Raw genomic sequence first — 24,188 nt, 5'->3', positions numbered from 1 at the left:
CACTTGGAAGTAACCCAAGGTCAGCGCAATCCCCCAAGGTTCGCGTGTCCGAAGGCGGCTTCCAACCCGCCGCACGGGTGCGGCGGGTGACTTGTGCGCCGACCGGGCGGGCCCGGGCGGCGCGGTTCATAGGCTGCCGGACGGCTCAGGCGCCGAGCGCGGGAGCGATCTTCTGGCACTCGGCGACGAGTTCCTTCACCGAGGCGATGGACTTGTCGAGCATGGCTTGCTCGGAGCTGTCGAGGCTGATCTCGACGATCCGCTCCACGCCTTCCGCGCCGATGATGACGGGGACACCGAGATAGAGGTCGTTCACGCCATACTGGCCGGTGAGGAAGGCGGCGCAGGGAAGCAGGCGCTTCTTGTCGCGCAGATAGGAGGTCGCCATCTCGATGGCCGAGGCGGCCGGGGCGTAGAAGGCCGAGCCGGTCTTGAGCAGGTTGACGATCTCGCCGCCGCCCTTGCGGGTGCGATCAACTATGGCGTCCACCTTTTCCTGGCTGGTCCAGCCCATCTTCACGAGGTCCGGCAGCGGGATGCCGGCCACGCCCGAGTAGCGCACCAGCGGCACCATGTCGTCGCCATGGCCACCGAGCACGAAGGCGGTGACGTCCTCGACCGAGACGTTGAACTCGTCGGCGAGGAAGTAGCGGAAGCGGGCCGAGTCCAGCACGCCGGCCATGCCCACCACCTTGTGGGTCGGCAGGCCGGAGGCCTTCTGCAGCGCCCACACCATGGCGTCGAGCGGATTGGTGACGCAGATCACGAAAGCGTTGGGGGCGTACTGGGCGATGCCCGCGCCGACCTGCTGCATGACCTTGAGATTGATGTCGAGCAGGTCCGAGCGGCTCATGCCGGGCTTGCGCGGCACGCCAGCGGTGACGATCACCACATCCGCGCCGGCGATCGCCTCATAGCTATTAGTGCCGGTCAGCTTGGCGTCGAAGCCCAGCACCGGGGAGGATTCCGCAATGTCGAGGCTTTTGCCCTGAGGAATGCCTTCCGCCACGTCGAACATCACGACGTCGCCGAGTTCCTTGAGACCCGCGAGAAGGGCGAGAGTACCGCCGATCTGGCCGGCCCCGATCAGTGCAATCTTTGCTCGAGCCATGAGATTTCCTGACTTTCCGAGGGAGGGTGCGGCGCTCCGCCGCGCGCGCTTCCGATAGCCCGTCTCGCCGCCCGGTTCAAGCGATGAGCGCCGTCCAAAGGTCGGCGCCACCTACAACTTTGCTACCAATTCCAATGGTATACGAAATACTGGATGCCTATCGGCGGCGTTCCGCCAAGTCTTCCATCAGTTCGATCTGGATCGCCTGTATCTCCGCCAGTCGCTCCCATTGGCGCGTCAGCATGTGGTCGATCTTCTCGTGCAGGTGGCGGATCTCCAGCTCCGCCTTCAGGTTCACCCGGTAGTCGTTCTCCGAGCGGCGCCGGTCCTTCGCCTCCTGCCGCTTCTGGCTCATCATGATGACCGGCGCCTGCAGCGCGGCGATGCAGGAGAGCACAAGATTGAGCAAAATGAAGGGGTAAGGGTCGAAGGCGCCGAGCAGGCCGGCGACGTTCAGGCTCATCCAGACAACGATGAACGCCATGAAGGAAATGATGAAGACCCAGCTACCGCCGAAGCTGGCGATGCCATCCGCCGCGCGCTCGCCGAAGGTGCGGCCGCTGTCGATCTCGGCCTCGATGTTCTCGGTCAGGATGTCGTTTTCGGCGAGACTGTCGATCACATCATGGTCGAGCTGGGTGAGGTCGCCGCGCTCGGCCTGAAGGGTCGCGGCGATATAGGCGGCACGCTCGCGGGCCAGCGCCTTGCGGGAGATGTGTGCGTCTGGCGCAAGGCCGGGATGCGCTGCGCGAATATGTTCGGCGAGCGTGGGGCGCAGCATGTCGAGCCGCACGCCGTTCCTGTCGGTCAGAACCTGACCGGTGAGGGCGCAGACATGGGGCAGGGTGCTGGTTCTGGGATGGTGGGTGCGGCTCATGATGCGGCTGTCCGGTCGGTCCGCGTCCATAGTCGCGCGGCATATGTCAGCATCAAGTCTGCCGTGCCCCGGCGTGATCAGGTTTCGACAAGGCCCGTCGTATTGCCGCTCGCCTGCGAATCGCCCCGGCCATGCGGGCGGGCGATGTAGTCCGACGAGCCCATCTCGTGCAGGCGCGACACGGTGCGGGCCCATTCGAAGGCTTCCGCGCCCTCGGTGCCGACATAGAGATGCTCGGGATCGCTGTCGGCCGAGGCGACGACCTTCACGCCCTTCTCGTAGAATTCGTCGATCAGGGTGATGAAGCGCTTGGCCTCGTTGCGCCGGTCCTGGTCAAGCACCGGGATATGGTCGATCAGCACGGTGTGGTAGCTGCGGGCGATGCGCAGATAGTCGCTGGCGCCGAGCGGTACGCCGCAGAGATCGTGGAAAGCGAAGCGCGCGGCGCCTCCGCCGGCGCGCGGCACCGGGATGCTGCGCCCGCCGGAGAGCAGCGTGGTCGGCGCGCCGCCATCGACGCCCGCAACGCGGTGCCAGACCTTCTCCATCTCCCGGTCGATGTCCGTCATGTCCTGATCGGCGCGCGGCACATACCAGGTGCGCACGCCGCCCAGCTTCTCCATGCGGTAGTCGGTCGGGGATTCGATGCGCACCACATCCATGTGCTGCTGGATCATGGCGATGAAGGGCAGGAACAGCGCGCGGTTGAGGCCGCCCTCATAGAGATTTTCCGGCGCCACATTCGAGGTGGCGACGATGACCACGCCGAGGTCGAACAGCTTCTCGAACAGCCGGCCGAGGATCATCGCGTCGGCGATGTCGGTGACGTGGAACTCGTCGAAGCAGAGCAGCCACGCCTCCTCGTAGAGCGCGGCGGCGACGAGGGTGATGGGATCGGACTCCTTGATCCGGCCCGCCTTCATCTCGGCCCGAATCTGGAAGATGCGGGCGTGCACGTCGGCCATGAATTCGTGGAAATGCGCCCGGCGTTTGCGCTTGCGTACCGCCACACACTCATAGAACAGGTCGACCAGCATGGTCTTGCCGCGCCCGACCGAGCCATGAATGTAGAGGCCGCGCACTTTTGGGATGGTGTCCTCGCGCCGGGCGAACAGCCAGCCAAGTGCGGAGGTCTTGCGGGCGAGGCGCCGGGCGGCGATGCGCTGCTCGAGCTGGGCAAGCGCCGCGACGACCTTGGCCTGGCCGGGATCGGGGGCGATGTCGCCCGAGGCCATGCGCGCCACATAGCGCGCCGCCAGCACCGAGCCGCCGGCCTCTGCCGAAATCGTCATATCCGCCGATCTGTCCGCCATGATCGGGAGCACTCCCATATTGCACCGCACGCCTTAGCCCCGGCATCGAGCCTCGGCAAGCATGCGTGGGGCTTTCTGCGACGAAGGTGGCGTATGGGCAGGGGTGCGGGAAGCGCATGGCCCGCTGGTAAAATGCAGCGATTTTTCGCGGGAGGGGCGGGCTACCTCTACGTGCCACGAACCCGACATCATCCTGCGGCTCCTTTGTTCCATCACAAAAGGGGGAGCCGATGCGGGCTTGCCGGGCGATCCGCTCACGCACCGTGGCCGCCGTCATCCAGCTGGCGGTTGTCGCCGTCGGCCCGGCCGCGCTGGCGCGCGACCTGCCGTCCTCGGCGGTGATGATCGACACCGACGATCGCCTCACCCCGGCCGAGTTCGCCCGCACGATGGGGCTTTCCGGTCCGCAACTCGCCTCGCGCTTCGGCGCCACCGGCCTCGTGCGCTGCGGCGGCGCGGTCGGCACCGGGCAGCTCGTTGGGGCTGGCAATGTCATAGTCACCGCCGCTCACATGCTATTCGCCCCCAACGGGCGCCCGCGCGACGCGGCGGGCGCCTGCACCTTCGAGATCGACACGCCGGGCGAGCGCCAGGTGGTCCCGATCCGCGTGACCGACACGCTGTGCGGCTCACGCGAACCCTATGCCGACGCGGCCATGCGCGATTGGGCGGTGGTGCCGCTCACCCGCTTCGTGGCCGGCGTGCGGCCTTACCCGCTCGGTTCGGTGCTCAAGGTGCCCGGCCCGCTGGTTCTGGCGGCGGCGGCACGCACCGGCGGTGTCGAGGCGCATTCGCTTCAGCGCTGCCAGGCCCGCATGCAGACCGCCCGCGCGCCCGATGGCCTGCGCGAGGTGGCGATCGACTGCGATGCCGAAGGGGGGGCGTCGGGTGCGGCGCTGCTTGGCGAGGATGGTAGCTTTCAGGGGGTCTATGTCGGCTTCCGCTCGGCCCATCCCGGCGAGCCCGGCCCGTTTTCGGCGAGCCACTATAATTTCGGAGTAACCGCCGAGGGCGGGCTGCGGCGCGCCATCATGGAAGTCGTGAGCCGGCATCAGCCGCTGAGCGCCGCCGCCGACTAGCGTAGCCTTACGCATTGCGGGATGGGCCGGCGCAGAGCAAGCTTGCGCGAGGCTGGCTCAGAGCGCCCGGGATGCGCATGTGAGCCATGCAGCCGCGTGAGTTGTCTTCGTGTGCAGTGCGCATATTTCTGCTGCGCCGCAATATGATCCCGCGGTTGACGAGATCTGACCCATGTCCGTGACCGAGATGAACCGCCAGACCTTCGCCTCCACCGCCTCTTCCGGCGGGGATGGAGCTGTCGCCGGCCCGGTGCGCGGCGAGGCCGAAGGGCAGATCCGCAAGCTGCTGCCGGCGGAGCGTCATCTTCTGGTCGATCATCTGCTCCGGCTGGATCCGCTGAGCCGCTTCATGCGCTTCGGCGGCGTCGTGTCGGATGCGGCCATTGTCCGCCATGCCAACCGCGTGGTGACCGGCAATGGCTGTGCGCTCGGCTATTTCCTTGAGGGCGATCTGCGCGCCGTCGCGGAACTGCATCCGCTGCCGAAGGTCGCCGGCAAGCTGTCCTCGGCCGAGGCGGCGTTCAGCGTCGAGCGGCCCTGGCAGGGCAAGGGCATCGGTTCGGCGCTGATGCGCCAGCTCGTCCTGCTCGCCCAGAATCGTGACATTGAAGAACTGCAGGTGGTGTTCCTGCCCAATAACGGGCGGATGAAGCACCTCGCGGTCAACCACGCCGCCGACTTCTCGGTCGATGACGAGGAAGTCGTCGGCCGTGTGCGCGCACCGCACCCCACCTTCTTCTCGCGTCTGCGCGAATTCATGGGCGATGTCGCGGCCGTCTGGTCCGCAGCCTTCGATCTGCAGGAGCGCACGCTTCCGCCCTCCATGCGCGGCAGCTGAGCACCGACGCCGCTCGAGCGAGACCCGGCACCGCTGCGCCGCGTGCGGGCCGCACGATCGCCGAGCGCCTTGACTTGGCCCATATCGCACCTGACAGAGTGACTCTCCGGCCCGAATCCGCCCGAGATCAATGGTTCAGCACGCACTTCCGCCACACCGCGCGATCGCGCTCCCGCGGCCCGGCTTCGGCGTCGAGGCCCTCCGGGGGCTTCTCGCCGTCCTGCTGGTCGCCTTTGCTTTTCTGACCGGCGCGCTGGCACCCGCCCTGGCCCAGACGGTGCTCCCTGAGCAGCAGGCGCTGCAGGAGAAGCTGAGCGGGTTCCGCGCGGTCGTCGACGGCGTCGAGGGAGCTCTGGGGCGCGAGGGCCTGCGCTCGGTCGATCTCGATGACCTGCGCAACCGCCTCGATCCGGTGCGCACGGAGCTTGCCTCGGGCGTTTCCGTGCTGGAGCCGCTGCTCGCCGAGCTCACACGCCGCGTGCAGGAGATCGGCCCCAAGCCCGAGGCCGGTGCCGCGCCGGAAGACCCGGCGGTCGCCAGCGAGCGCGAGACGCTCATGGCCCGCGCCAGCGAACTCGATGCTGTGATGAAGCAGGGCCGACTGCTGAAGGTCCGGGCCGACCAGCTTTCCGACCGCATCATCAGCCGTCGCCGGGCCATGTTCACGGACCAGCTTTTTGCGCGGTCCTATTCGGTGCTCGATCCGGCCCTGTGGATTTCGGCCGCCGCCGCCATTCCGCAGGAACTGCGCGGCATTGGCTATCTGCTGCGCGACTGGCGCGCCTATGCCGATGCCCGCGTGCCGCTCTACGGGCAGTTACTGCTGCTGCTGGGGGCCATCCTCATCATCTCCGGCGTGTTCGTGCTGCGCCAGATCTTCAGCCGGCCGCTGCGCCGGCTCAATCTGGGCGCGAGCGGGGAGCACCTGCCGCGGCTGAAGGCCTGCCTGCTCTCGGCATTGCTCGCCATCGTGCGCATATCGGCGGCACCGGCGGCGACGACTGCCGTGATCGCGCTGCTCAACGCCTTCGACGTGATGCCCGACAGGGTGCAGGAGATCGCGCAGGGGCTCGTGATCGGTGTCATCGTCGTGGCGGTCGGCAATGGTCTGCTGACGGGGGCCCTGGCCCCCAGCGAACCGCGCCGGCGCGTTCTGCCGATCTCCGATGAGATGGCGAGGCTCATCTATAACAATGCCACGATCGGCCTATGGATCATGGGCACCGCGGCTTTTCTCAACAGCCTGCATCGTGCCCTCGTCGTTCCTGTGCCGCTGACGGTGGCGACCGCCGCCACCATGTCGATCGCCCTGACCCTCGTCGCCATGCGCACCATGCGCGGGCTGGTGGAAGGATCAGATGACGAGGCGGATGACGCGACGCCGGCCCGACCCGGCGAAGAGACGCCCGAAGGCGGGCTGAGCTCGACCGGCACGCTGCAATGGGTCCGTCTGCCCTTCTGGGTGCTCAACGCCGTCATTATCGGCTCGCTGGTCGCCGGTTATGTCAGCTTCGGCGCCTTCCTCGCCTCGCGGGCCCTCATCGCCGTGGTGATGGCCGGCACCGCCTATCTGCTGATCGCGCTCATCAATGCGGTGTTCGTCGACGGCATCGCTTCGGGGCCCCGCGCGCGGCATGTAGCCAAGGCGCTTGGCGTCCGTCCGGCCAGTGTCGAGCTCCTGTCGGTGCTGGTCGCGGGCGTGCTGAAGGTGGTCGCGCTTGTCGTCATCGGCATCGTCATCATCGGCACCTTCGGCACCTCGACCGCCGACATCCAGGATCTTCTCAGCCGCGTCACCTTCGGCTTCAGCATCGGCAGTTCGACCATCACCCTGGGCGATGTGCTGAGCGCCCTGCTGTTCCTGGCGGTCGGCATCGTCATTGCCCGCGCCGTGCAGCGCTGGTTCTCGGTGGCGATCCTGCCGAAGACCTCCTTCGATCCGGGCCTGCAGAATTCGATCGCCACCATCATCGGCTATGTCTGCTCCATCGCCGTGATCGCCATCGCGATGGGGCGCATCGGGCTCAATCTGGAAAATGTCGCCCTTGTCGCCGGTGCGCTCTCGGTCGGTATCGGTTTCGGCCTTCAGTCCATCGTCTCGAATTTCGTCTCCGGCCTCATCCTGCTCGCCGAGCGCCCGATCCGGGTGGGCGACACCATCGCGGTCAAGGGCGAGGAGGGCTATGTCCGCCGCATCAGCGTGCGCGCGACGGAGATCGAGACCTTCGACCGCGCCTCGGTGCTGATCCCCAACTCCGACCTCATCACCGGGTTGGTGAAGAACTTCACCCACGCCAACACGACAGGGCGCGTCATTGTCGGCGTCAACGTCGCTTATGACGCGGATGCGGACGAGATCCGCGACCTGCTGGTGGGCTGCGCCTGCGATCATCCGCAGGTGCTGCGCAGCCCGCCGCCGCGCGTCTTCCTGATGAAGTTCGCCGACAGCTACCTGCAGTTCGAGCTGCGCTGCGTGGTTGCCAATGTCGATTACGCGCTCACCGTGAAGAGCGACCTGCACTTCGCCATTCTCGAGCGGCTGAAGGCCGCGAAGATCGGCATCCCCTATACGCCCTGGGCGATCTATCGCGGCGGCAGCCTCGGCCCGCCGGATGAGGCCGAGGGCGACTGACGCTTTTCACCCATCCTGCTCTCCCTCACCCGCGAGCCTTCATGCTTCTGTCATCGCCGAAACGCCTCGCCGCGGCTCTTCTCGCCAGCCTGCTCGTCGCGGGCTGCGCGGCCGAGCCAACGACCATCCCGGTGAGCGAGACGTTCTATGCCGACATCTCCAAGGGCGGGGTTCTCGACCCGCAGGCGGCCGCCTCGCTGCTGAGCGATTATCGCCAGGCGCGCGGCCTGCCCGCCGTGACCATCGACCCGACGCTGATGGCGGTGGCCGAGCGGCAGGCCAAGGCCATGGCGAGCGCCGACCAGCTCTCGCACAATATTGGCGGGCGCGGCCTCACCGTGCGGCTGAAGGCGGCGGGCTTCACCGGGCTCTCGGCGGCGGAGAATGTCGGCGCGGGCTATCACACCCTCGCGGAAGCCTTCTCCGGCTGGCGGGATTCGCCCTCGCACAACAAGAACATGCTGCTGCCCAAGGCGACGCGGCTCGGCATCGCGGCAGTGCGCGCGCCGCGCTCCAAATACAGCGTCTACTGGGCGATGGTCATCGCGGTGCCGGACCCGCGCGCCGAGGCTCCCGCCACGCCCGCGACCCCGGCCGCCGCACCGGCGCCGGCCATCGGCACGACGACGCTCAACCTGAACGGGATGGCGCTGCCGCCGCAATAGGCGGTCAGCGGCGCAGCGTGGCCGGCGCCAGAGGGTTGTCGGTCAGCGCCTTGGCGTCGGGACGGTCCGGCGCCGGCAGGCCCATGAAGGCGTCGAACAGCCGGCGGATGACCGCCGGCTCGACATCGCGCACGATCATGACGAGACGGGTCCGCCGGTCCTCGTCCGGCCAGGCCGGAAGCTGGCTCGGCGGGTGCAGCACATGCTGCACGCCATGCAGCACGAGTGGATGCTCGGGATCCTCGGCCAGCTTCACGATGCCCTTGAGGCGCAGGAGCTTTGAGCCATGCGTGCCGCGCACCAGCTCCAGAAACATGTCGATCGCCGCCGCCGACACCGGCGCTTCGGTGGCGACGGTGAAGGCGCGGATGCGGTCGTCATGGCGGTTATGGTCATGCGCGTGCAGGCGGCTCTCGGCCTCGGCGGCGGCGATCACCTCATCGGCCAGCCAGCGCGACACGTCGGGTATCTTGCTCGCGGGATCGTAGAGGCCGGCGCCTAGCAGATTGGCCGCGCTGGCCTCGCCGCGTGCGGCGTCGAGCACCGGGGCGCCGGGCGCCAGCGCCCGTAGCCGAGCCCGCAGCGCGTTCGCGCCCGCCACCCGCTCGGGGCTGTCCAGCAGGTCCGTCTTGGTCAGCACGATCCGATCGGAAATCGCCGCCTGACGCACGGATTCAGGGTGCTCGTCCAGCGTGGACAGACCGTTCACCGCATCGACCACCGTCACCACGCCGTCGAGCCGGAAGCGCATCACCAGATAGGGATGCATCATCAGCACATGCAGGATAGGCGCGGGATCGGCGAGGCCGGTGGTCTCGATCACCACGCGGTGGAAGGGCGGGATCACGCCATTGTCCATCCGCCGCAGGAGCTGCTCGAGCCCCTCCACCAGATCGCCACGCACGGTGCAGCACAGGCAGCCGGAGGCGAGCAGCACGGTGGCATCGTCGAAATGCTGCACCAGCAGGTGATCGAGCCCGATCTCACCGAACTCGTTGATCAGCACGGCCGTGTCGGCGAGGCCGGGATCCTGCAGCAGCCGGTTGAGCAGCGTGGTCTTGCCCGCACCGAGAAAGCCGGTGAGCAGGGTGACCGGAATAGGCTCGGGCGGCTGGCGCGCGGCGTCGCTCATGTCTTCATCCTTGCCAGCCCGGGCCAGACGGCCTTGTGATGAGGGCCGGCGAGGCGGTGGCCGACTATTGCGGCGGCGGGGGAACGGTGGGGTAGGTAGTCGCCGCGGCGGGATTCGGCAATGGCGCGGCGGCCGGCTTGCTGGCCGGCTTCGCCGCGGGCTTTGCCGCCGCCGGCTTCCCGGCAGGCTTGGGCGCGGGCAGGGGGCTGGCGTCGATCACCGCCGTGGTCGGGCCGGGTTTCTTCTTGGCGGCGGGCTTGTCCTTGGCGGCGACCGGCTTCTTCTTCTCCGGCGGCGGGGGATAAGCGGCCGCCAGCGCCTCCGCGCTCGGGAAGGGGCCGACGAAAACCTCGACCGGCGGCATGGAGGGCGGCAGCTTCTGCAGGAGGCTCGCGCCCGTCACATTGTCGCCGAGGCTGCCCATGCCGGCGGCGACGAAGCTGGTGGCCGCGGGTCCGCTATCATCATCGGCTTCCGAGGCGGTGTTCTTGCGCTTGCCGCCGCACACCTGCGCGCGCATGTCGGTCGGGGTGCCGCCCTCATTGCGCAGCGAATCCACGGTCGGCGACACCGCGCCGAAGATCTTCCATGAATGCTGGAAGCCCTTCTCCAGCAGGAGAGCGGCCTGTTCCGTGCGGTCCTTGCCGGAATTGGTGCCGAGCACCACCGCGATCAGCCGCTTGTCGCCGCGATGCGCGGTGGCGACCAGATTGAAGCCGGAGGCGCAGATGAAGCCGGTCTTCATCCCGTCCGCGCCGGGGTAGCGGTCGATCAGCTTGTTGTAATTGCGGATCACCGCGTTGCCGAGCTTGATCGCCGGAATGCGGAACAGCTCCGACTGCTCGGGAAACTCGGTGAGGATGGCGCGGGTGAGGATGGCGAGATCGCGTGCCGTGGTGACCTGGTTGGGGTCCGGCAGGCCGTTCGGGTTGGCGTAATGCGTGCCGTCCATGCCGAGTTCACGGGCGCTGGCGTTCATCTCGGCGATGAAGCTGGCGTAATTGCCGCCGACGCCTTCGGCCAGCACCACCGCCATGTCGTTGGCCGACTTCACCAGCATCATCTTGAGCGCGTTGTCGACGGTGACCTGCGTGCCGACCTTGAAGCCCATCTTCGACGGCTGCTGCGCGGAGGCGGTTTCGGTAACGGTGACGAGCGTCTGCGGAGTGACGCGGCCGGCGCGGATCGCCTTCAGCGTCACATAGGCGGTCATCAGCTTGGTGACGGAGGCGGGATACCACGGCTTGGTTGCATCCTCCGCCATCAGCACCTTGCCGCTGTCGACCTCAACGACCAGCGCGGGCGTGGCCCGGGCTGCCGTGGCAAAGGCTAGCGGCGCCAGCGCGAGCGCCAGCATCAGGGGGAAGGCAAAGCCGCCAAGGCGCGCGGGGCGGGCGCGGGAGAGGGAAGAATGCGTCACGCGTCTAGGTTCCGTTTTCCAGCGTCGACCGGCGGTAGAACAACCGCTACCCGAAATTCTTGCATAAACCGTTTGCGGCGTCGGATCAAAAACGACGGACCGGCCGCGGGGAGCGTCCGATCATAAGGGCGCGAGGTCGCGCCGCTCATTTCGTCCGTTGGCCAGGGCCGGGAGGCCCTGTCTTATTCACGCAAGCTTCGCACGCGCTTGTGGCGACACAACGGCTTCACAAATGTCGTCCTAGGCTGATGCCATGAGCGATTCGATCCACCGCTTGCATGATGCCGTGGTTGCGACGCGCCGCGGGCGCCTTGTCGCCCCGCGTACCACCCGCCTGTTCGCCAAGGGGCGGCACTTCATCGCCAAGAAAGTGGCGGAGGAGGCGGTCGAGGTCTCGCTCGATGCGGTTCAGGGCGACATTGCCGGGGCGATCCGCGAAAGCGCCGATCTCATCTACAATCTGGTCGTGCTGTGGGTGGAACTGGGGATCCTCCCCGCTGATGTCTGGGCCGAGATGGACCGGCGCGAGGCGCTGCTTGGCCTCGCGGAAAAACTGCCGAAACGCTCGCCCGTCGACGGGGCGCACGCGGTAACGCTGGACCTTCTGGCCCTAAGCCTGCATGAGGGAGGCGACCTCGGCGAGGCTGCTGATCCCGGCCGGCGCGGCAATCGCCGCCGCTGACGGCGGCCTCGTCCCGCCCTTCAGGAGCCCTCATGCTGCGCCGTCTCTACCAGTGGGTGATCGACCTCGCCGAACGCCCGTCCGCGCCCTGGGCGCTCGCCGGGGTCTCCTTCGCGGAGAGTTCGTTTTTTCCGGTGCCGCCCGACGTGATGCTGGTGCCGATGTGCCTCGCGCGGCCCAAGCTCGCCTGGTTCTATGCCGGCATCTGCACCGCCGCCTCCGTGGTGGGCGGGCTGCTCGGCTATGCCATCGGGGCGCTGCTTTATGAGAGCGTCGGGCTGTTCCTGATCCAGCTCTATGGCTATGGCGACAAGGTCGAGGCGTTTACGCAGGCCTACCAGCACTATGGCCACTGGATCATCCTGATCAAGGGACTGACGCCGATCCCCTACAAGGTGGTGACCATCACCTCAGGCTTCGCGCATTACAGCCTGTTCTGGTTCGTGGTTCTCTCGGTCATCACGCGCGGCCTGCGCTTCTTCATGGTGGCCGGGCTGCTGCACTGGATGGGCCCGCGCGCGCGGCACTTCATCGAGGAGCGGCTCGGCTTCGTCACCGCGCTGCTGGCGGTGACCATCGTCGGCGGGTTCCTGATCGCGCTCTATCTGTTCTGAGGGCTCAATGCCGCCCGCTGCGGGCACCGAGGCGGGCTTCCAGCGCCACCTTGGCCAGCAGCGTGACGATGGCAAGCAGGGCGAGCAGCGAGGCCACCGCGAAGGAGGCCTGGAACTGGTACTCGTTATAGAGGATCTCGACCTGCAGCGGGATGGTGTTGGTTTCTCCGCGCACATGGCCGGACACCACGGAAACGGCGCCGAATTCGCCCATGGCGCGGGCGTTGCAGAGCAGTACGCCGTAGAGCAGCGCCCATTTGATGTTGGGCAGGGTCACGCGGCTGAACACCCGCCAGCCGCCGGCGCCGAGCGTCACCGCCGCCTCTTCCTCGGTCGTGCCCTGTTCCTGCATCAGCGGGATCAGTTCGCGGGCGACAAAGGGGAAGGTGACGAAGATCGTCGCCAGCGTGATGCCCGGCCAGGCGAAGATGATCCGCCAGCCATGATCACTCAGCCACGGCCCGAAATAGCCCTGCGCGCCGAACAGCAGCACGAAGACGAGGCCCGCGACGACCGGGGAGACGGAGAACGGCAGGTCGATCAGCGTGATCAGGAAGCTCTTGCCGGGAAACGAGAATTTCGTGATCGCCCAGGCCATGACGAGGCCCATCACCGTGTTGGCGGTGACCGACAGGGCGGTGACCATCAGCGTCAGCTCGATGGCGGCGAGGGCGTCCGGTTCGATCAGGGCGGCGCTGTAGGCCTCCCAGCCCTTGGACAGCGCCTGCGCGAAGACGTTGATCAGCGGCAGCACGATGAACAGGGCGACGAACAGCGCGGCCAGCGTCACGATGGCCCATTTGACCAGGCGCGGTTCGCTGCGGATCGGGGTCTGGCTCATGCCGCCCTCCCGCTGCGGCGCTCGGACCAGCGCTGCAAGCCATTGATGATGAACAGCAAAATGAACGAGGCGACGAGCATCGTGGCGGCGATCGTGGTGGCGTCGGCGTAGCGGAATTCCTCCAGCCGGATCACGATCAGGAGCGGCGCGATTTCCGACACGTTCGGCAGGTTGCCGGCGATGAAGATCACCGAGCCGTATTCGCCGACCGCGCGGGCGAAGGCGAGGGCGAAGCCGGTGAGCAGGGCGGGCAGGATGGAGGGCAGCACCACCCGCGTGATGGTCGTCCAGCGCCCGGCGCCGAGCGTGGCGGCGGCCTCCTCCAGCTCGTGGTCGAGGTCTTCCAGCACCGGCTGGACGGTCCGCACCACGAAGGGAAGTCCTATGAATATCAAGGCGATAAGGATGCCGAGCGGGGTGAAGGCGACCTTGATTCCGAAGGGCACGAGCAGGCTGCCGATCCAGCCATTCTCGGCATAGAGGGTGGTCAGGGCGATGCCGGCGACGGCGGTGGGGAGGGCGAAGGGGATGTCGATCAGCGCGTCCAGCACCCGGCGGCCGGGGAACTCGTAGCGCACGATCGCCCAGACGATGACCGTGCCGATGACGAGGTTGATGCTCGCCGCCACCAGCGAGAGGCCAAAGGAAATCTTCAGCGCGTTCAACGTTCTAGGCGCGGTGAGAATGGCCAGGATACGCTCGGGCGGCAGTTCCGCGGTCTTCAGGAACAGCGCCGCGAGGGGGATCAGCACCACCAGGGACAGCCAGAGCAAGGTGAGGCCCAGCGTGAGGCCGAAGCCCGGCAGCACGCTGTGCGCGCGCCGGAACCGGGCCGAAGGCGCGGCCGCCGCCGGCGAATGTGCATCCAAGGTCATGTCGCTCAAGGCTTTTTCCCGACCGTATCATCTTATGGCGAACGCCGGACCCGTGAAAGGCCCGGCGTCGATATCGGCGTGACCGATGAGTGCAGTGAGGTGGACGATCAGGCTAGTCAGGCCAGTGTGTCCAGCCGGCGCGGCCGCTCAGTTGGCGTAGATCTGGTCGAACACGCCGCCATCGGAGAAGTGGGTCTTCTGCGCCTTGCGCCAGCCGCCGAAGGCCGGGTCGTCAATGGTCACGAGGTCGACCTTGGGGAACACCTTCTCATACTGCTTGGCGATCTCGGGGTCGCGCGGGCGGTAGAAGTTCTCGGCGGCCAGCTTCTGGCCGTCCTTGGTGTAGAGGAACTTCAGATAGGCCTCGGCGACGGCGCGGGTGCCCTTCTTGTCGACCACCTTGTCGACCACCGCGACCGGCGGCTCGGCGAGGATGGAGAGGGTGGGGACGACGATGTCGAACTTGTCGTCGCCGAATTCCTTCTTGGACAGGAACGCCTCGTTCTCCCAGGCGAGCAGCACGTCGCCGACGCCGCGCTCGGTGAAGGTGACGGTGGAGCCGCGCGCGCCGGTGTCGAGCACGGGCACGTTCTTGTAGAGGTTCTGCACGAACTGCTTGGCCTTGTCCTCGGAGCCGTAGGTCTTCAGCGCCCAGGCCCAGGCGGCGAGGTAGTTCCAGCGCGCCCCGCCCGAGGTCTTCGGGTTCGGGGTGATGACCTTCACGTCGGACTTGATGAGGTCGCCCCAGTCCTTGATGCCCTTCGGGTTGCCCTTGCGCACGAGGAACACGATGGTCGAGGTGTAGGGCGAGGAGTTGTCCGGCAGGCGCTTCTGCCAGTCCTGCGCCAGGAAGCCCTTGTCGGCGATGGCGTCGATGTCATAGGCGAGCGCCAGCGTCACCACATCGGCCTCGAGCCCGTCGATCACCGAGCGCGCCTGCTTGCCGGAGCCGCCATGCGAGGCCTTGATCTCGAGGGTCTTGCCGGTCTCGGCCTTGTACTTGTCGGCGAAGATCTTGTTGTACTGCTGGTACAGCTCGCGCGTCGGGTCATAGGACACGTTGAGCAGCGTCACATCCGCCGCGCGGGCGGCGAGCGGGGCAACCAGCGGTGCAGCGAAGGCCGCGATCAGGGCGGCCGCGGCCACCGACTTGAAACGGAACGTCATGGACTTTCTCCCCCGGCGCCTGGGCGCCTGCGATACGTTGGGCGGAGATTTCCACGGCGCCGGAGCGTGGTCAATATAAAAACTACATAGGATATAGAAATTAAATTTATGTACGCGGCTGGTGTGTGAAAATGCTGCGTCGCAGCCGGCTGACGCAGGGGCGGTGCGGCCTTGTCTCCGCGTCAAATGAGACGCCTTTGGCGGAGTCCTGCGCTGGATCCCGGCTCGGCGCTCCGGCTTCGCCGTCGCTGGGCCGGGACACGGTTGCCCGTGGGCGGCCCGCGCCGTACCGCATGCTGTCATCCCCGCCGCCCACGTTCCCCGGACAAGCGGCGCGACGCGCAGCGCTGATCCGGGGCCCAGGAGAGACCCGCGAAGCGCTTTCGTTTGTCGTGTGACGTGAGGAGCCACCCGTCCCCTTTGTCACGCCGTCATGCCCGGCCTTGGGCCGGGCATCCATGACGTGGCCGGTCGACTGCGGAACCGAAGTCGTGGATGGCCGGGCCAAGCCCGGCCATGACGGTGCTCCGGTGGAGGAGGCCGCCCAAGTGACGGTCGTCATGCTGAGGTGGCGCTCTTGCCCGGCCCGTGCCAGCCGATACGCCGTCATCCCCGGGCTTGACCCGGGGATCCACGACTTTCCTGAGTGTGCGTGCCCCAAGTCGTGGATGGCCGGGTTGATCCCCGGATCAAGTCCGGGGACGGCCATGACGGCGTGAGGGTGGGAGGCGCTCGGCGCTACGGCTTGCCCGTCGCGGGGCCGGGACACGGTCGCGCGGTTCAGCTCTCGACGGTGTTCAGCAGCGTGTGGATGCCGCATTCGGTCTTGGCGCGGCCGGCCCAGCGGCCGGCGCGGCCTTCTTCCGCGCTCGCCCGGCTGGTGCAGGGCATGCAGCCGACGGAGGCGAAGCCCTTGGCGACCAGCGGATGCGCCGGCAGGTTGAAGCGCGCATGGGCGGCTTCCACATCGGCGCGGTCGAGATTGGCCAGCGGGTTGAACTTCAGCCGGGCGCCGTCGCGTTCCACCACGGGGATGGAGGCGCGCAGGCCACCCTGATAGCGCTTGCGCCCGTTCAGCCAGCCGTCGAAACCTTTCAGCGCGCGGGCGAGCGGCTCGACCTTGCGGATGCGGCAGCAGGCATCGGGGTCGGAAAACCACAGGTCGCGCTCGGCGTCCATTTCCGCCAGCCGCGCGGCATCCGGCAGCAGGGTGCGCACATCCGTGAGGCCGAGCTGGCGGGTGAGCGTGTCGCGATAGGCCAGCGTTTCCTCGAACAGCCAGCCGGTGTCGAGAAACACCACCGGGATAGACGGGTCGACCTCGGCCATGAAGGCGAGCAGCACCGCCGATTCCGTGCCGAAGGAGGAGACCAGCGCCAGCTTGCCCGGCCCGACCGTGCGCGCGGCCTCACCAATGATCTCGGCCGGCGTGGCGGCTTCCAGCGCGTGATTCAGCGCCGCCAGCCGCGCCTCGATCGCGTCGGGCGGCAGGCTGACGAAGAGGCTGTCATCGCTGCGCTGGGCGAGGCTCATTTCGGCACTCCCGCGGGGACGCCGGACACGGTGCGGCCGAGGCGCTGGCGCAGAAGACTCGGGCGCTCGTCGGGGGTCGCGGGCTGGTAGAACACGGTGTAGCGGTGCACCGCTTCATCGAAGGCATCGGCATCGGCCGGCTTCACCGCATCGACCTGATCGAAGCCCGAGCGCTCCATCAGCAGGAACTGGTCGCGCAGCACCTGGCCGATGGCGCGCAGCGGCCCGGTCCAGCCGAGCCGCTCGCGCAGCAGCCGCGCCTGGCTGTAGGCGCGCCCGTCGCGGAAGGTCGGGAAGTTGAGCGCGATCAGCGAGAGCTGGTCGAGATAGGGGGCGATATCGGCGATGGGCCGGTTGTTCGGCCAGATGATGCCGACAGGAGCCTGACGACCCTTGAGCGCGGCGGCCTCCTTCAGGAAGCGGTCGGCGCCGATGAGCACGGGCACGCCCTCGGGCAGCGCGTCCTCGTCGGCCACGCGCAGGAAGCGATCCTCGATGATCTGTCCATTCTCAATGAGCGGCATAGACGCGCTCCTTGAAGGGCTCGACGCCGAGGCGGGCGACGGTGTCGATGAAAAGCTCCTGCGGGCCCGCTCTCAGTTCTAGATAGGTCTCCACCACGTCTTCGATAAGGCCCGGGACCTGCTCATAGGACACGGCTGGTCCGAGCAGGGTGCCGAGCTGGGCCTTTTCGTCGGCGCGCCCACCCAGCGTGATCTGGTAGAATTCCTGGCCGTTCTTCTCGACGCCGAGAATGCCGATATGGCCGACATGGTGATGGCCGCACGCATTGATGCAGCCGGAGATGTTGATGTGCAGCCGGCCGATGCCGCGCGAGCGGTCGAGGTCGGAGAAGCGCTTGGCGATTTCCTGCGCCACCGGAATGGCGCGGGCATTGGCCAGCGAGCAATAATCAAGGCCCGGGCAGGCGATGATGTCGCTCACATGGTTGACGTTCGGCGTGGCAAGGCCCGCCGCGTCAAGCGCCGCCCACAGCGCCGGCAGATCCTTCTGCGCGACATTGGGCAGGCAGAGATTCTGCTCATGGCCGACGCGGATCTCGCCGAAGGCGTAGCGGTCGGCAAGGTCGGCGACGACATCCATCTGGTCGGCCGTGGCGTCCCCGGGAGGCGCGCCGACGGGTTTGAGCGAGATGGTGACGATGGCGTGGCCGGGCACCTTGTGGGTGTGCACCGAATTGGCGTGCCAGGTGGCGAAGCGCGCATCCTTCAGCGCCTCGGCCAGCTCCGGCGGGTTGTCGGCCAGCGTGGCGAAGTCCGGGTAGAGGAAGCGGCCGCGGATCTCGGCGATCATCTCGTCGGTCATCTTGAGGGCGCCCTCGCGGATCGCCTCCCATTCGGCCTCGACGGCCTTGGAGAATTCCTCCGCGCCGATCTCGTGGACGAGGATCTTGATGCGCGCCTTGTAGATGTTGTCGCGGCGCCCGTACTGATTGTACACGCGCATGATCGCTTCAATGTAGCTCAGCAGGTCGCGCGCCGGCAGGAAGGGGCGCACCAGCTTGCCGACGAAAGGCGTGCGGCCGAGACCGCCGCCGACCAGCACCTCGAAGCCGAGCTCGCCCGCCTCGTTGCGGTGGAGGCGCAGGCCGACATCATGCACCTTGATGGCGGCACGGTCCTGCGGGGCGGCGGTGATGGCGATCTTGAACTTGCGCGGCAGGTAGGTGAATTCGGGGTGCAGCGTCGAGTACTGGCGCAGGATCTCCGCCCAGATGCGCGGGTCATCATACTCGCCGGGCGTGGCGCCGGCCCACTGGTCGGTGGTGACGTTGCGGATGCAGTTGCCCGAGGTCTGGATGCCGTGGACGCCGACCTCGGCCAGCGCGGCCATCGCCTCCGGCAGTTCCTCCAGCTTGATCCAGTTGAACTGGATGTTCTGCCGCGTGGTGAAATGGCCATAGCCGCGATCATAGCGGCGGGCGACATGGGCCATGCGGCGGAGCTGGTGGGAATTCAGCGTGCCATAGGGAATGGCGATGCGCAGCATATAGGCGTGCAGCTGCAGATAGACGCCGTTCATCAGCCGCAGCGGCTTGAACTCGTCCTCGCTCAGCGCGCCGGACAGGCGCCGGCCGACCTGGTCGCGGAATTCCGCGACGCGTTCGGCCAGGAAGGCGCGGTCGAATTCGTCATAGACATACATGGTCGGCTTCGCCTTGTGCGTCGTGCAGATAAGCGTGCGGTCACGCTGGCTGGTAAATCAGTGCGGCAGCTCGAAAGTGGGGCCGGCGACGCGGATGCGTTCGCGCAGGTTCCCCGGCTGGACCGAGCCATCCTCGCCAAGCAGGACCGGGGCCACATAGGCGCCGACCGCCTCGATATCGCGCTGCTGCGCGGCGGCGAGCAGGGCGATGGCGGCGTCAGACGTCGTCACGATCGCGGCGTCGGCAAGGTCCGCCGACCAGCCGCCATCGGCCGTGCGCCACACCACAGCCCCGTCCGTCAGCCGGTTTGCCGTCACCGTGACGGGGCCGTTGACCTTCAGTTTCTGCTGCTGCGGCGCCGCCATGAGCTTCCAATTTCCTGTTGACGGATGGGTTGGGTCTGCATAACACCAATTTAGAACGTGCAAAAGAATTAAATGCACGAAAATGACGTGTAATTAGTTTCCGTTCGGGACGGGAACATAAACAGAGTGCTCACCATGTCCACCGCCGACGACCGGCTCGACGAGCTCGAGGCTCAGAGTATCTACATCTTCCGGGAGGCTTTTGCGCGCATGAAGCGCATGGCGCTGCTGTGGTCGCTCGGCAAGGATTCCAACGTGATGATCTGGCTGGCGCGCAAGGCCTTTCTCGGCCATGTGCCGTTCCCGGTCATGCATGTCGATACCGGCAAGAAGTTCAAGGAAATGTACGATTTCCGCGACCATTATGCCGGGGAGTGGGGCCTCGATTTGCGTGTCGAGCCGTGCCCGCCGCTGGAGCAGATGGACCCGACCCTGCCGCCGGCCACCCGCTCGGCCGCGCGCAAGACGGAAGGCCTGAAGCTCGCGCTGGAGAAGTTCGGCTTCGACGCCGTGGTCGCCGGCATCCGTCGCGACGAGGAGGCGACCCGCGCCAAGGAGCGCGTCTTCTCCCCGCGCGGGCTGGAAGGCGACTGGAACGTGCGCGAGCAGCCCCCGGAGTTCTGGGATCATTTCAACGCCACGCTGCCGGCCGGCGCTCACTTGCGCGTCCACCCGATCCTGCATTGGACCGAGCTCGACATCTGGGCCTACACCAAGCGCGAGAACATTCCCGTCATCCCGCTGTACTTCTCGAAGGACGGCAAGCGCTACCGCTCGCTCGGCGACCAGGATATCACCTTCCCGGTCGCCTCGCCGGCGGCGACGATCGATGAGATCCTGATCGAGCTTGCCACCACCAAGGTGCCCGAGCGTTCCGGCCGGGCGATGGACCATGAGTCCGAAGATTCCTTCGAGCGACTGCGCGTCGCCGGCTATCTGTGAGGTCGGACGCCATGTCTGCTGTGACCAATTTCACCACGCCCGCGCCCGTCGCCGCCGCTGACCGCCAGCTCGTGCGCATCGTCATCGTCGGCCATGTCGATCACGGCAAGTCCACGCTGATCGGCCGCCTGCTGCACGAGACCGGCGGCATCCCCAGCCAGAAGCTGGAGCAGCTCAAGGAAATCTCCGCCCGGCGCGGCATGCCCTTCGAATGGTCCTTCCTGCTCGACAGCCTGCAGGCCGAGCGCGATCAGGGCATCACCATCGACACCAGCCAGATCCGCTTCCAGACCCCCTCGCGCGATATCATCCTGATCGACGCGCCGGGCCATGCGGAATTCCTGCGCAACATGATCACCGGCGCGGCGCAGGCCGATGCCGCCTTCCTGCTGATCGACGCCGCCGAGGGCGTGCGCGACCAGACGCGGCGGCACGGCTATCTGCTGCACCTGCTCGGCGTGAAGCAGGTCGCCGTGGTCGTGAACAAGATGGACCGCGTCGATTTCTCCGAGACGGTGTTCCGCTCGATCGAGACCGAGATCAGCGCCTATCTCGCCGGCCTCGGCGTGCGGGCGAGCGCGGTGATCCCGATTTCCGCCCGCGAGGGCGACGGCGTTTCCGCCCATGGCACGCGCACGCCCTGGTATGACGGCCCGACCGTGCTTCAGGCGCTGGACCGGTTCGAGCCGGCGCGGGCGGCGGGCGACCTTGCTCTGCGCATGCCCGTGCAGGCGGTCTACAAGTTCGACGACCGGCGCATCGTCGCCGGCCGCCTCGAGACCGGCAGCCTCAAGGTCGGCGACGAGGTGGTGTTCCAGCCTTCCGGCAAGAGCGCGGTGATCAAGACCATCGAGAGCTGGCCGGTGCCGCCCGCCGGGCGGGAGCTGACGGCGCTGGCTGCCGGCGCCCCGGCCGCGCTGACGCTCGACCGCGAGATCTTTGTCGAGCGCGGCGAGATCCTCTCCACCCCCGCCGCCCGCCCGCACGCCACGCGCCGCCTGCGCGTGCGGCTGTTCTGGCTGGCCGAGGAGGCGCTGGAGGTCGGCACGCCGCTGATCGTGCGTCTCGCCACCTCCGAGGCGCGCGCCACCGTCGCGGCGGTGCATGAGGTGGTCGATCCCGGCCATCTCTCGACCTTCGAATCCAAGCGCATCGGCCGCAACCAGGTGGGCGAAGTCGAGTTCGCGCTGTCGCGCCCCATCGCCGCCGATCCGCACGGGCTCAACCCGCGCACCGGCCGCGTGGCGCTGGAGCTTGGCGGGCGCATCGCCGGCGGCGGCCTCATCATTTCCGTGCTCGGCGCGGAAAGCGTGGCGGCGCCAGTCGTCCGCAACATCACCCCGGTCGCCTCGGCGGTGACGCAGGACGAGCGGATCGCCCGCTTCGGCCATGGTGGCGCGGTGGTCTGGCTCACCGGCCTGTCGGGCTCGGGCAAGTCCACCATCGCCCGCGCGCTGGAGCGGCGCCTTTTCGACCGGGGCGGGCTGGTCACCCTGCTCGATGGCGACACGCTGCGCGCCGGGCTGAACAGCGATCTCGGCTTCTCCGAGGGCGAGCGGGCCGAGAATAATCGCCGCCTCGGTGAGGTGGCGAGCCTGCTCAAGGGCCTCGGCCATGTCGTGCTGGTCGCCGCCGTCTCGCCCTCCGCCGCGGCGCGGGCGCGGGTGCGCGAGATCGTCGGGCCGGGTTTCTATGAAGTGCACGTCTCCGCCCCGCTCGATGTCTGCGAGGCGCGCGACCCCAAGGGCCTCTATGCCAAGGCGCGGGCCGGCGAGATCCGCGGCTTCACCGGCGTCGACGCACCCTATGAGGCCCCCGAGGCGCCCGAGCTGGTCATCGAGACCGACAAGCTCGACCAGAGCGCCGCGGCGGCCCGCATCGAGGCGCTGCTGGCGGTGACCGGCGTGTTCCGTCACGCCGAACCCGTCGCCGACGACGCGGGTATCTGAGGCGGGGGGCGACCGTCGGGGCTTGAGGGTGCGGCGCTCACGCGACTGGTTGCCTCGTATCGGTGTCTCCCGGCTCTCTCGCCATCCCCCCAGAACACCGTCATGGCCGGGCTTGACCCGGCCATCCACGTCTTGCCACCCGCGCACTGGTCGACGTCGTGGATGCCAGGCCCAGGGCCGGGCATGACGGCGTGAGGGATGGGGCCGCCATGCGATAGGCCCCCACCGTTGCCTTAGGCCCAGATGGCGATCGGCAGCCCCAGCGCGTCGCGTTCCGGCGGGGCGGGGAAGCTTACCGCCTCGCCGCGCGCGAGCCGGTGGGCGGTCCAGGCGGCGGCCGCGGCGTCGATGAGGTCGTCGGCGCCGACACTGAGGGCGCGGGCATGGGCGGCGCTGAGCAGGGCCGGGGGAAAGCCCGCCGCCTCCAGCAGGGTGCGGCGGAGCGCGAGGCCCGGCGCGTGCGGGGCATTCTTCACTTTCTTCGGCACATCGAGCGGCGCGCCGTTCAGCATCCGGAAGCTCACCTCCGGGTGGCACTCATAAAGGCGGGTCTGAAGCGCGGGCCGCGCGCGCAGCAGCGTGTCGATCTCGATGATCTTCGGGAAGATGTGAAAGGCCTGCTTGGCGACTGCCTTGGGCGGGGTCGAGGTCGCCCGCGCCACGTCGCAGGCATGGCGGTAGCGCGCCTCCTCCGCGACCGCCGGGTCGACGCTGGCATAGACTGCCGCGCGCGCGGGCATGGAGAAGACGCTGGACTGCCGCCCGCCGAGCAGCGGGCGTACCAGCCGCTCCGGCGCCCGGCCCTTCGCCTCCACCCTCTCCGGCAGGCCGATCGGCATGTCGATGGCGATAATGTCCGGGGGGGAGGGCGCGTCGATGAGGTCGGTGAGCGCCGTGAGCCGGCGGGCGCTCATCGCCCCGTCCGGCGCGACGATCACCGCCACCCAGCCGCCCCGGCAGCCATCCACCCCCGCGACGCGCATCGGTGTTTGCGCCACTCTTCTGCCCCCTCAGATGATGTTCAGCTCCGCATGGGGCCGTCCGGCGGCGATGCGCTCATAGCCGAACACGTCGAGATCGAGCGAGACGGAGCGGCCTTGCGTTATCCATTCGGCGATGGCGCGCCCGGCGGCGGGGGCCTGCTGCAGGCCGTGGCCGGAGAAGCCGTTCATGAAGTAGAAGTTCGCCACCTGCGGGTGCGGGCCGATGACCGCGTTGTGGTCGAGCAGGTTCATCTCGTAATGCCCGGCCCAGGCGCGCACGAGCTTGAGCTCCTCCATGGCCGGGATGCGGTGGGCGAGCGCCGGCCAGATGGTCTCCTCGAAGACCGACCAGTCGACCTCGAAATCATCGCCGGCGTCGGGATCCTCCACCGGCGGGGCGCCGCAGATCTGATAGGCGCCTTCCGGGCGGATATAGAAGCCGGAGGGATCGACCAGCAGCGGCAGCTTCGGCAGCTCGGTCCGGCAATGCACGACGAAGACGCAGCGCTTCTTGCCGATCACCGGCAGCACGATGCCGGCCATGGCGGCGACCCGGCCGGCCCAGGGACCCGCGGCATTGACCAGCGCGCCACAGGCGAGGCGCCGCCCGTCGGTCAGCGTGACCCCGGCGATGCGGTCGCCCGCGCGCTCGATAGCGGCGACCTCGGCGGTGATGAAGTGCGCGCCCTGCGCCTTGGCCGCCGTGCGCAGGCAGGCGAGCAGCGCATGGGCGTCGAACCAGCCCTCGCCCGAGACGCCATAGGCGCCGGCGGCGATGTCCTCGACATTGAGCCAGGGGAAGGTGGCCGCAAGCTGCGCAGGGTCCATCAGCGCGATGTCGGCGCCCTCGGCCTGCTGCAGGCGGTGGTTCGCTTCAAGAATGGGCCGCCCGGTCTCGCTGGCGAGGATGAGATAGCCGCCCTCATGCCAGGCAAGATCGGTGTCCGGCCCGAAGCGCTCCTTGGCGCCGCGCAGGAACTCCAGCCCGAAGAGCGACATGCGG

Annotated in this window: 22 protein-coding genes (1 of these 22 only partly in view); 8 read left to right on the top strand and 14 right to left on the bottom strand. The window is 67.9% G+C overall.

The features are described from left to right. Nucleotides 1-145 precede the first annotated feature (145 nt). From mdh to zapE, 3 genes are all read right to left on the bottom strand, one after another. Nucleotides 146-1,111 carry a malate dehydrogenase gene (gene mdh / locus AncyloWKF20_RS14005; RefSeq protein WP_279314636.1) on the bottom strand — a complete coding sequence of 322 codons (966 nt, stop codon included), beginning with the start codon at nucleotides 1,109-1,111 and terminating at the stop codon, nucleotides 146-148. Between the two features lie 157 nt (nucleotides 1,112-1,268). Next, nucleotides 1,269-1,988, bottom strand: a complete 720-nt coding sequence (locus tag AncyloWKF20_RS14000) for a DUF1003 domain-containing protein (RefSeq protein ID WP_279314635.1) — start codon at nucleotides 1,986-1,988, stop codon at nucleotides 1,269-1,271. Between the two features lie 77 nt (nucleotides 1,989-2,065). Then, nucleotides 2,066-3,280: a cell division protein ZapE gene (gene zapE / locus AncyloWKF20_RS13995; RefSeq protein WP_279314634.1), complete on the bottom strand. Its 1,215-nt coding sequence runs from the start codon at nucleotides 3,278-3,280 to the stop codon at nucleotides 2,066-2,068. Nucleotides 3,281-3,531: 251 nt separating this feature from the next. Here zapE and AncyloWKF20_RS13990 point away from each other — a divergent pair, with 251 nt between their 5' ends. The 4 genes from AncyloWKF20_RS13990 to AncyloWKF20_RS13975 all read left to right on the top strand — a co-directional run bounded on the left by AncyloWKF20_RS13990 (nucleotide 3,532) and on the right by AncyloWKF20_RS13975 (nucleotide 8,515). Next, entirely contained in the window at nucleotides 3,532-4,380 is an 849-nt protein-coding gene (locus AncyloWKF20_RS13990; protein ID WP_279314633.1) for a trypsin-like peptidase domain-containing protein, read from the top strand. A 172-nt stretch (nucleotides 4,381-4,552) separates the two neighbouring features. Next, nucleotides 4,553-5,218, top strand: a complete 666-nt coding sequence (locus AncyloWKF20_RS13985) for a GNAT family N-acetyltransferase (RefSeq protein ID WP_279314632.1) — start codon at nucleotides 4,553-4,555, stop codon at nucleotides 5,216-5,218. A 130-nt stretch (nucleotides 5,219-5,348) separates the two neighbouring features. Further along, nucleotides 5,349-7,850: a DUF3772 domain-containing protein gene (locus tag AncyloWKF20_RS13980; protein WP_279314631.1), complete on the top strand. Its 2,502-nt coding sequence runs from the start codon at nucleotides 5,349-5,351 to the stop codon at nucleotides 7,848-7,850. A gap of 41 nt (nucleotides 7,851-7,891) precedes the next feature. Then, the gene (locus tag AncyloWKF20_RS13975) at nucleotides 7,892-8,515 is read left to right on the top strand and encodes a CAP domain-containing protein (protein WP_279314630.1); all 624 of its coding nucleotides are present in this window, start codon (nucleotides 7,892-7,894) and stop codon (nucleotides 8,513-8,515) included. 4 nt (nucleotides 8,516-8,519) lie between these two features. Here AncyloWKF20_RS13975 and AncyloWKF20_RS13970 read toward each other — a convergent pair whose 3' ends face one another. Beyond that, nucleotides 8,520-9,647 carry a GTP-binding protein gene (locus AncyloWKF20_RS13970; protein ID WP_279314629.1) on the bottom strand — a complete coding sequence of 376 codons (1,128 nt, stop codon included), beginning with the start codon at nucleotides 9,645-9,647 and terminating at the stop codon, nucleotides 8,520-8,522. A gap of 64 nt (nucleotides 9,648-9,711) precedes the next feature. Further along, nucleotides 9,712-11,067 (bottom strand): D-alanyl-D-alanine carboxypeptidase, encoded by a 1,356-nt coding sequence (locus AncyloWKF20_RS13965; protein ID WP_279314628.1) that lies wholly within the window; start codon nucleotides 11,065-11,067, stop codon nucleotides 9,712-9,714. 253 nt (nucleotides 11,068-11,320) lie between these two features. On the opposite strand from AncyloWKF20_RS13965, the gene hisE reads away from it, so the two are divergent. Together hisE and AncyloWKF20_RS13955 are read left to right on the top strand one after the other, a co-directional pair. After that, complete coding sequence (hisE, locus tag AncyloWKF20_RS13960; protein ID WP_279314627.1) at nucleotides 11,321-11,749, top strand: phosphoribosyl-ATP diphosphatase; 429 nt, start codon at nucleotides 11,321-11,323, stop codon at nucleotides 11,747-11,749. Between the two features lie 32 nt (nucleotides 11,750-11,781). Continuing rightward, nucleotides 11,782-12,363: a DedA family protein gene (locus AncyloWKF20_RS13955; protein ID WP_279314626.1), complete on the top strand. Its 582-nt coding sequence runs from the start codon at nucleotides 11,782-11,784 to the stop codon at nucleotides 12,361-12,363. A 4-nt stretch (nucleotides 12,364-12,367) separates the two neighbouring features. Here the strand turns inward: AncyloWKF20_RS13955 and cysW are convergent, their stop codons facing one another. The 7 genes from cysW to AncyloWKF20_RS13920 all read right to left on the bottom strand — a co-directional run bounded on the left by cysW (nucleotide 12,368) and on the right by AncyloWKF20_RS13920 (nucleotide 19,311). After that, entirely contained in the window at nucleotides 12,368-13,204 is an 837-nt protein-coding gene (gene cysW, locus AncyloWKF20_RS13950) for a sulfate ABC transporter permease subunit CysW (protein WP_279314625.1), read from the bottom strand. After that, a complete protein-coding gene (gene cysT, locus AncyloWKF20_RS13945) occupies nucleotides 13,201-14,079 on the bottom strand; it encodes a sulfate ABC transporter permease subunit CysT (protein WP_279314624.1) in 879 nt (292 codons plus the stop codon). The genes cysW and cysT overlap by 4 nt, the downstream gene beginning before the upstream one ends. A 147-nt stretch (nucleotides 14,080-14,226) precedes the next feature. After that, nucleotides 14,227-15,246: a sulfate ABC transporter substrate-binding protein gene (locus tag AncyloWKF20_RS13940; protein ID WP_279314623.1), complete on the bottom strand. Its 1,020-nt coding sequence runs from the start codon at nucleotides 15,244-15,246 to the stop codon at nucleotides 14,227-14,229. Between the two features lie 780 nt (nucleotides 15,247-16,026). Continuing rightward, complete coding sequence (locus AncyloWKF20_RS13935; protein ID WP_279314622.1) at nucleotides 16,027-16,779, bottom strand: phosphoadenylyl-sulfate reductase; 753 nt, start codon at nucleotides 16,777-16,779, stop codon at nucleotides 16,027-16,029. Further along, nucleotides 16,776-17,303: a DUF934 domain-containing protein gene (locus AncyloWKF20_RS13930; protein WP_279314621.1), complete on the bottom strand. Its 528-nt coding sequence runs from the start codon at nucleotides 17,301-17,303 to the stop codon at nucleotides 16,776-16,778. The genes AncyloWKF20_RS13935 and AncyloWKF20_RS13930 overlap by 4 nt, the downstream gene beginning before the upstream one ends. Beyond that, nucleotides 17,290-18,945: a nitrite/sulfite reductase gene (locus AncyloWKF20_RS13925; RefSeq protein WP_279314620.1), complete on the bottom strand. Its 1,656-nt coding sequence runs from the start codon at nucleotides 18,943-18,945 to the stop codon at nucleotides 17,290-17,292. The genes AncyloWKF20_RS13930 and AncyloWKF20_RS13925 overlap by 14 nt, the downstream gene beginning before the upstream one ends. A 57-nt stretch (nucleotides 18,946-19,002) precedes the next feature. After that, nucleotides 19,003-19,311, bottom strand: a complete 309-nt coding sequence (locus tag AncyloWKF20_RS13920; RefSeq protein WP_279314619.1) for a DUF2849 domain-containing protein — start codon at nucleotides 19,309-19,311, stop codon at nucleotides 19,003-19,005. A gap of 135 nt (nucleotides 19,312-19,446) precedes the next feature. On the opposite strand from AncyloWKF20_RS13920, the gene cysD reads away from it, so the two are divergent. Further along, on the top strand, nucleotides 19,447-20,253 hold the full coding sequence (gene cysD, locus AncyloWKF20_RS13915; protein WP_279314618.1) for a sulfate adenylyltransferase subunit 2: 807 nt from the start codon (nucleotides 19,447-19,449) through the stop codon (nucleotides 20,251-20,253). Nucleotides 20,254-20,264: 11 nt separating this feature from the next. Continuing rightward, nucleotides 20,265-22,202 (top strand): adenylyl-sulfate kinase, encoded by a 1,938-nt coding sequence (gene cysC / locus AncyloWKF20_RS13910; protein WP_279314617.1) that lies wholly within the window; start codon nucleotides 20,265-20,267, stop codon nucleotides 22,200-22,202. Nucleotides 22,203-22,435: 233 nt separating this feature from the next. Here the strand turns inward: cysC and AncyloWKF20_RS13905 are convergent, their stop codons facing one another. Beyond that, nucleotides 22,436-23,200, bottom strand: coding sequence for a DUF429 domain-containing protein (locus tag AncyloWKF20_RS13905; protein ID WP_347710376.1), 765 nt, complete (start codon nucleotides 23,198-23,200; stop codon nucleotides 22,436-22,438). 12 nt (nucleotides 23,201-23,212) lie between these two features. Beyond that, nucleotides 23,213-24,188, bottom strand: partial view of an FAD-binding oxidoreductase gene (locus AncyloWKF20_RS13900; RefSeq protein ID WP_279317977.1) — the 3' portion only. It continues 191 nt past the right edge of the window; 976 of the gene's 1,167 nt are visible here — the last part of the coding sequence; its start codon lies beyond the right edge, outside the window; it ends in the stop codon at nucleotides 23,213-23,215.

This window comes from Ancylobacter sp. WKF20, from assembly GCF_029760895.1.
Classification (GTDB): Bacteria; Pseudomonadota; Alphaproteobacteria; order Rhizobiales; family Xanthobacteraceae; genus Ancylobacter.
The sequence above is the reverse complement of the archived record's forward strand: the minus strand, read 5'-3'. Positions and strand labels throughout refer to the sequence as shown.

Bases quoted from the DNA above. Each gene is read 5' to 3' on its own strand.
- mdh (WP_279314636.1), bottom strand. From the start codon at position 1,111: ATGGCTCGAGCAAAGATTGCACTGATCGGGGCCGGCCAGATCGGCGGT.
- AncyloWKF20_RS14000 (WP_279314635.1), bottom strand. From the start codon at position 1,988: ATGAGCCGCACCCACCATCCCAGAACCAGCACCCTGCCCCATGTCTGC.
- zapE (WP_279314634.1), bottom strand. From the start codon at position 3,280: ATGACGATTTCGGCAGAGGCCGGCGGCTCGGTGCTGGCGGCGCGCTAT.
- AncyloWKF20_RS13990 (WP_279314633.1), top strand. From the start codon at position 3,532: ATGCGGGCTTGCCGGGCGATCCGCTCACGCACCGTGGCCGCCGTCATC.
- AncyloWKF20_RS13985 (WP_279314632.1), top strand. From the start codon at position 4,553: ATGTCCGTGACCGAGATGAACCGCCAGACCTTCGCCTCCACCGCCTCT.
- AncyloWKF20_RS13980 (WP_279314631.1), top strand. From the start codon at position 5,349: ATGGTTCAGCACGCACTTCCGCCACACCGCGCGATCGCGCTCCCGCGG.
- AncyloWKF20_RS13975 (WP_279314630.1), top strand. From the start codon at position 7,892: ATGCTTCTGTCATCGCCGAAACGCCTCGCCGCGGCTCTTCTCGCCAGC.
- AncyloWKF20_RS13970 (WP_279314629.1), bottom strand. From the start codon at position 9,647: ATGAGCGACGCCGCGCGCCAGCCGCCCGAGCCTATTCCGGTCACCCTG.
- hisE (WP_279314627.1), top strand. From the start codon at position 11,321: ATGAGCGATTCGATCCACCGCTTGCATGATGCCGTGGTTGCGACGCGC.
- AncyloWKF20_RS13955 (WP_279314626.1), top strand. From the start codon at position 11,782: ATGCTGCGCCGTCTCTACCAGTGGGTGATCGACCTCGCCGAACGCCCG.
- cysW (WP_279314625.1), bottom strand. From the start codon at position 13,204: ATGAGCCAGACCCCGATCCGCAGCGAACCGCGCCTGGTCAAATGGGCC.
- cysT (WP_279314624.1), bottom strand. From the start codon at position 14,079: ATGACCTTGGATGCACATTCGCCGGCGGCGGCCGCGCCTTCGGCCCGG.
- AncyloWKF20_RS13940 (WP_279314623.1), bottom strand. From the start codon at position 15,246: ATGACGTTCCGTTTCAAGTCGGTGGCCGCGGCCGCCCTGATCGCGGCC.
- AncyloWKF20_RS13935 (WP_279314622.1), bottom strand. From the start codon at position 16,779: ATGAGCCTCGCCCAGCGCAGCGATGACAGCCTCTTCGTCAGCCTGCCG.
- AncyloWKF20_RS13930 (WP_279314621.1), bottom strand. From the start codon at position 17,303: ATGCCGCTCATTGAGAATGGACAGATCATCGAGGATCGCTTCCTGCGC.
- AncyloWKF20_RS13925 (WP_279314620.1), bottom strand. From the start codon at position 18,945: ATGTATGTCTATGACGAATTCGACCGCGCCTTCCTGGCCGAACGCGTC.
- AncyloWKF20_RS13920 (WP_279314619.1), bottom strand. From the start codon at position 19,311: ATGGCGGCGCCGCAGCAGCAGAAACTGAAGGTCAACGGCCCCGTCACG.
- cysD (WP_279314618.1), top strand. From the start codon at position 19,447: ATGTCCACCGCCGACGACCGGCTCGACGAGCTCGAGGCTCAGAGTATC.
- cysC (WP_279314617.1), top strand. From the start codon at position 20,265: ATGTCTGCTGTGACCAATTTCACCACGCCCGCGCCCGTCGCCGCCGCT.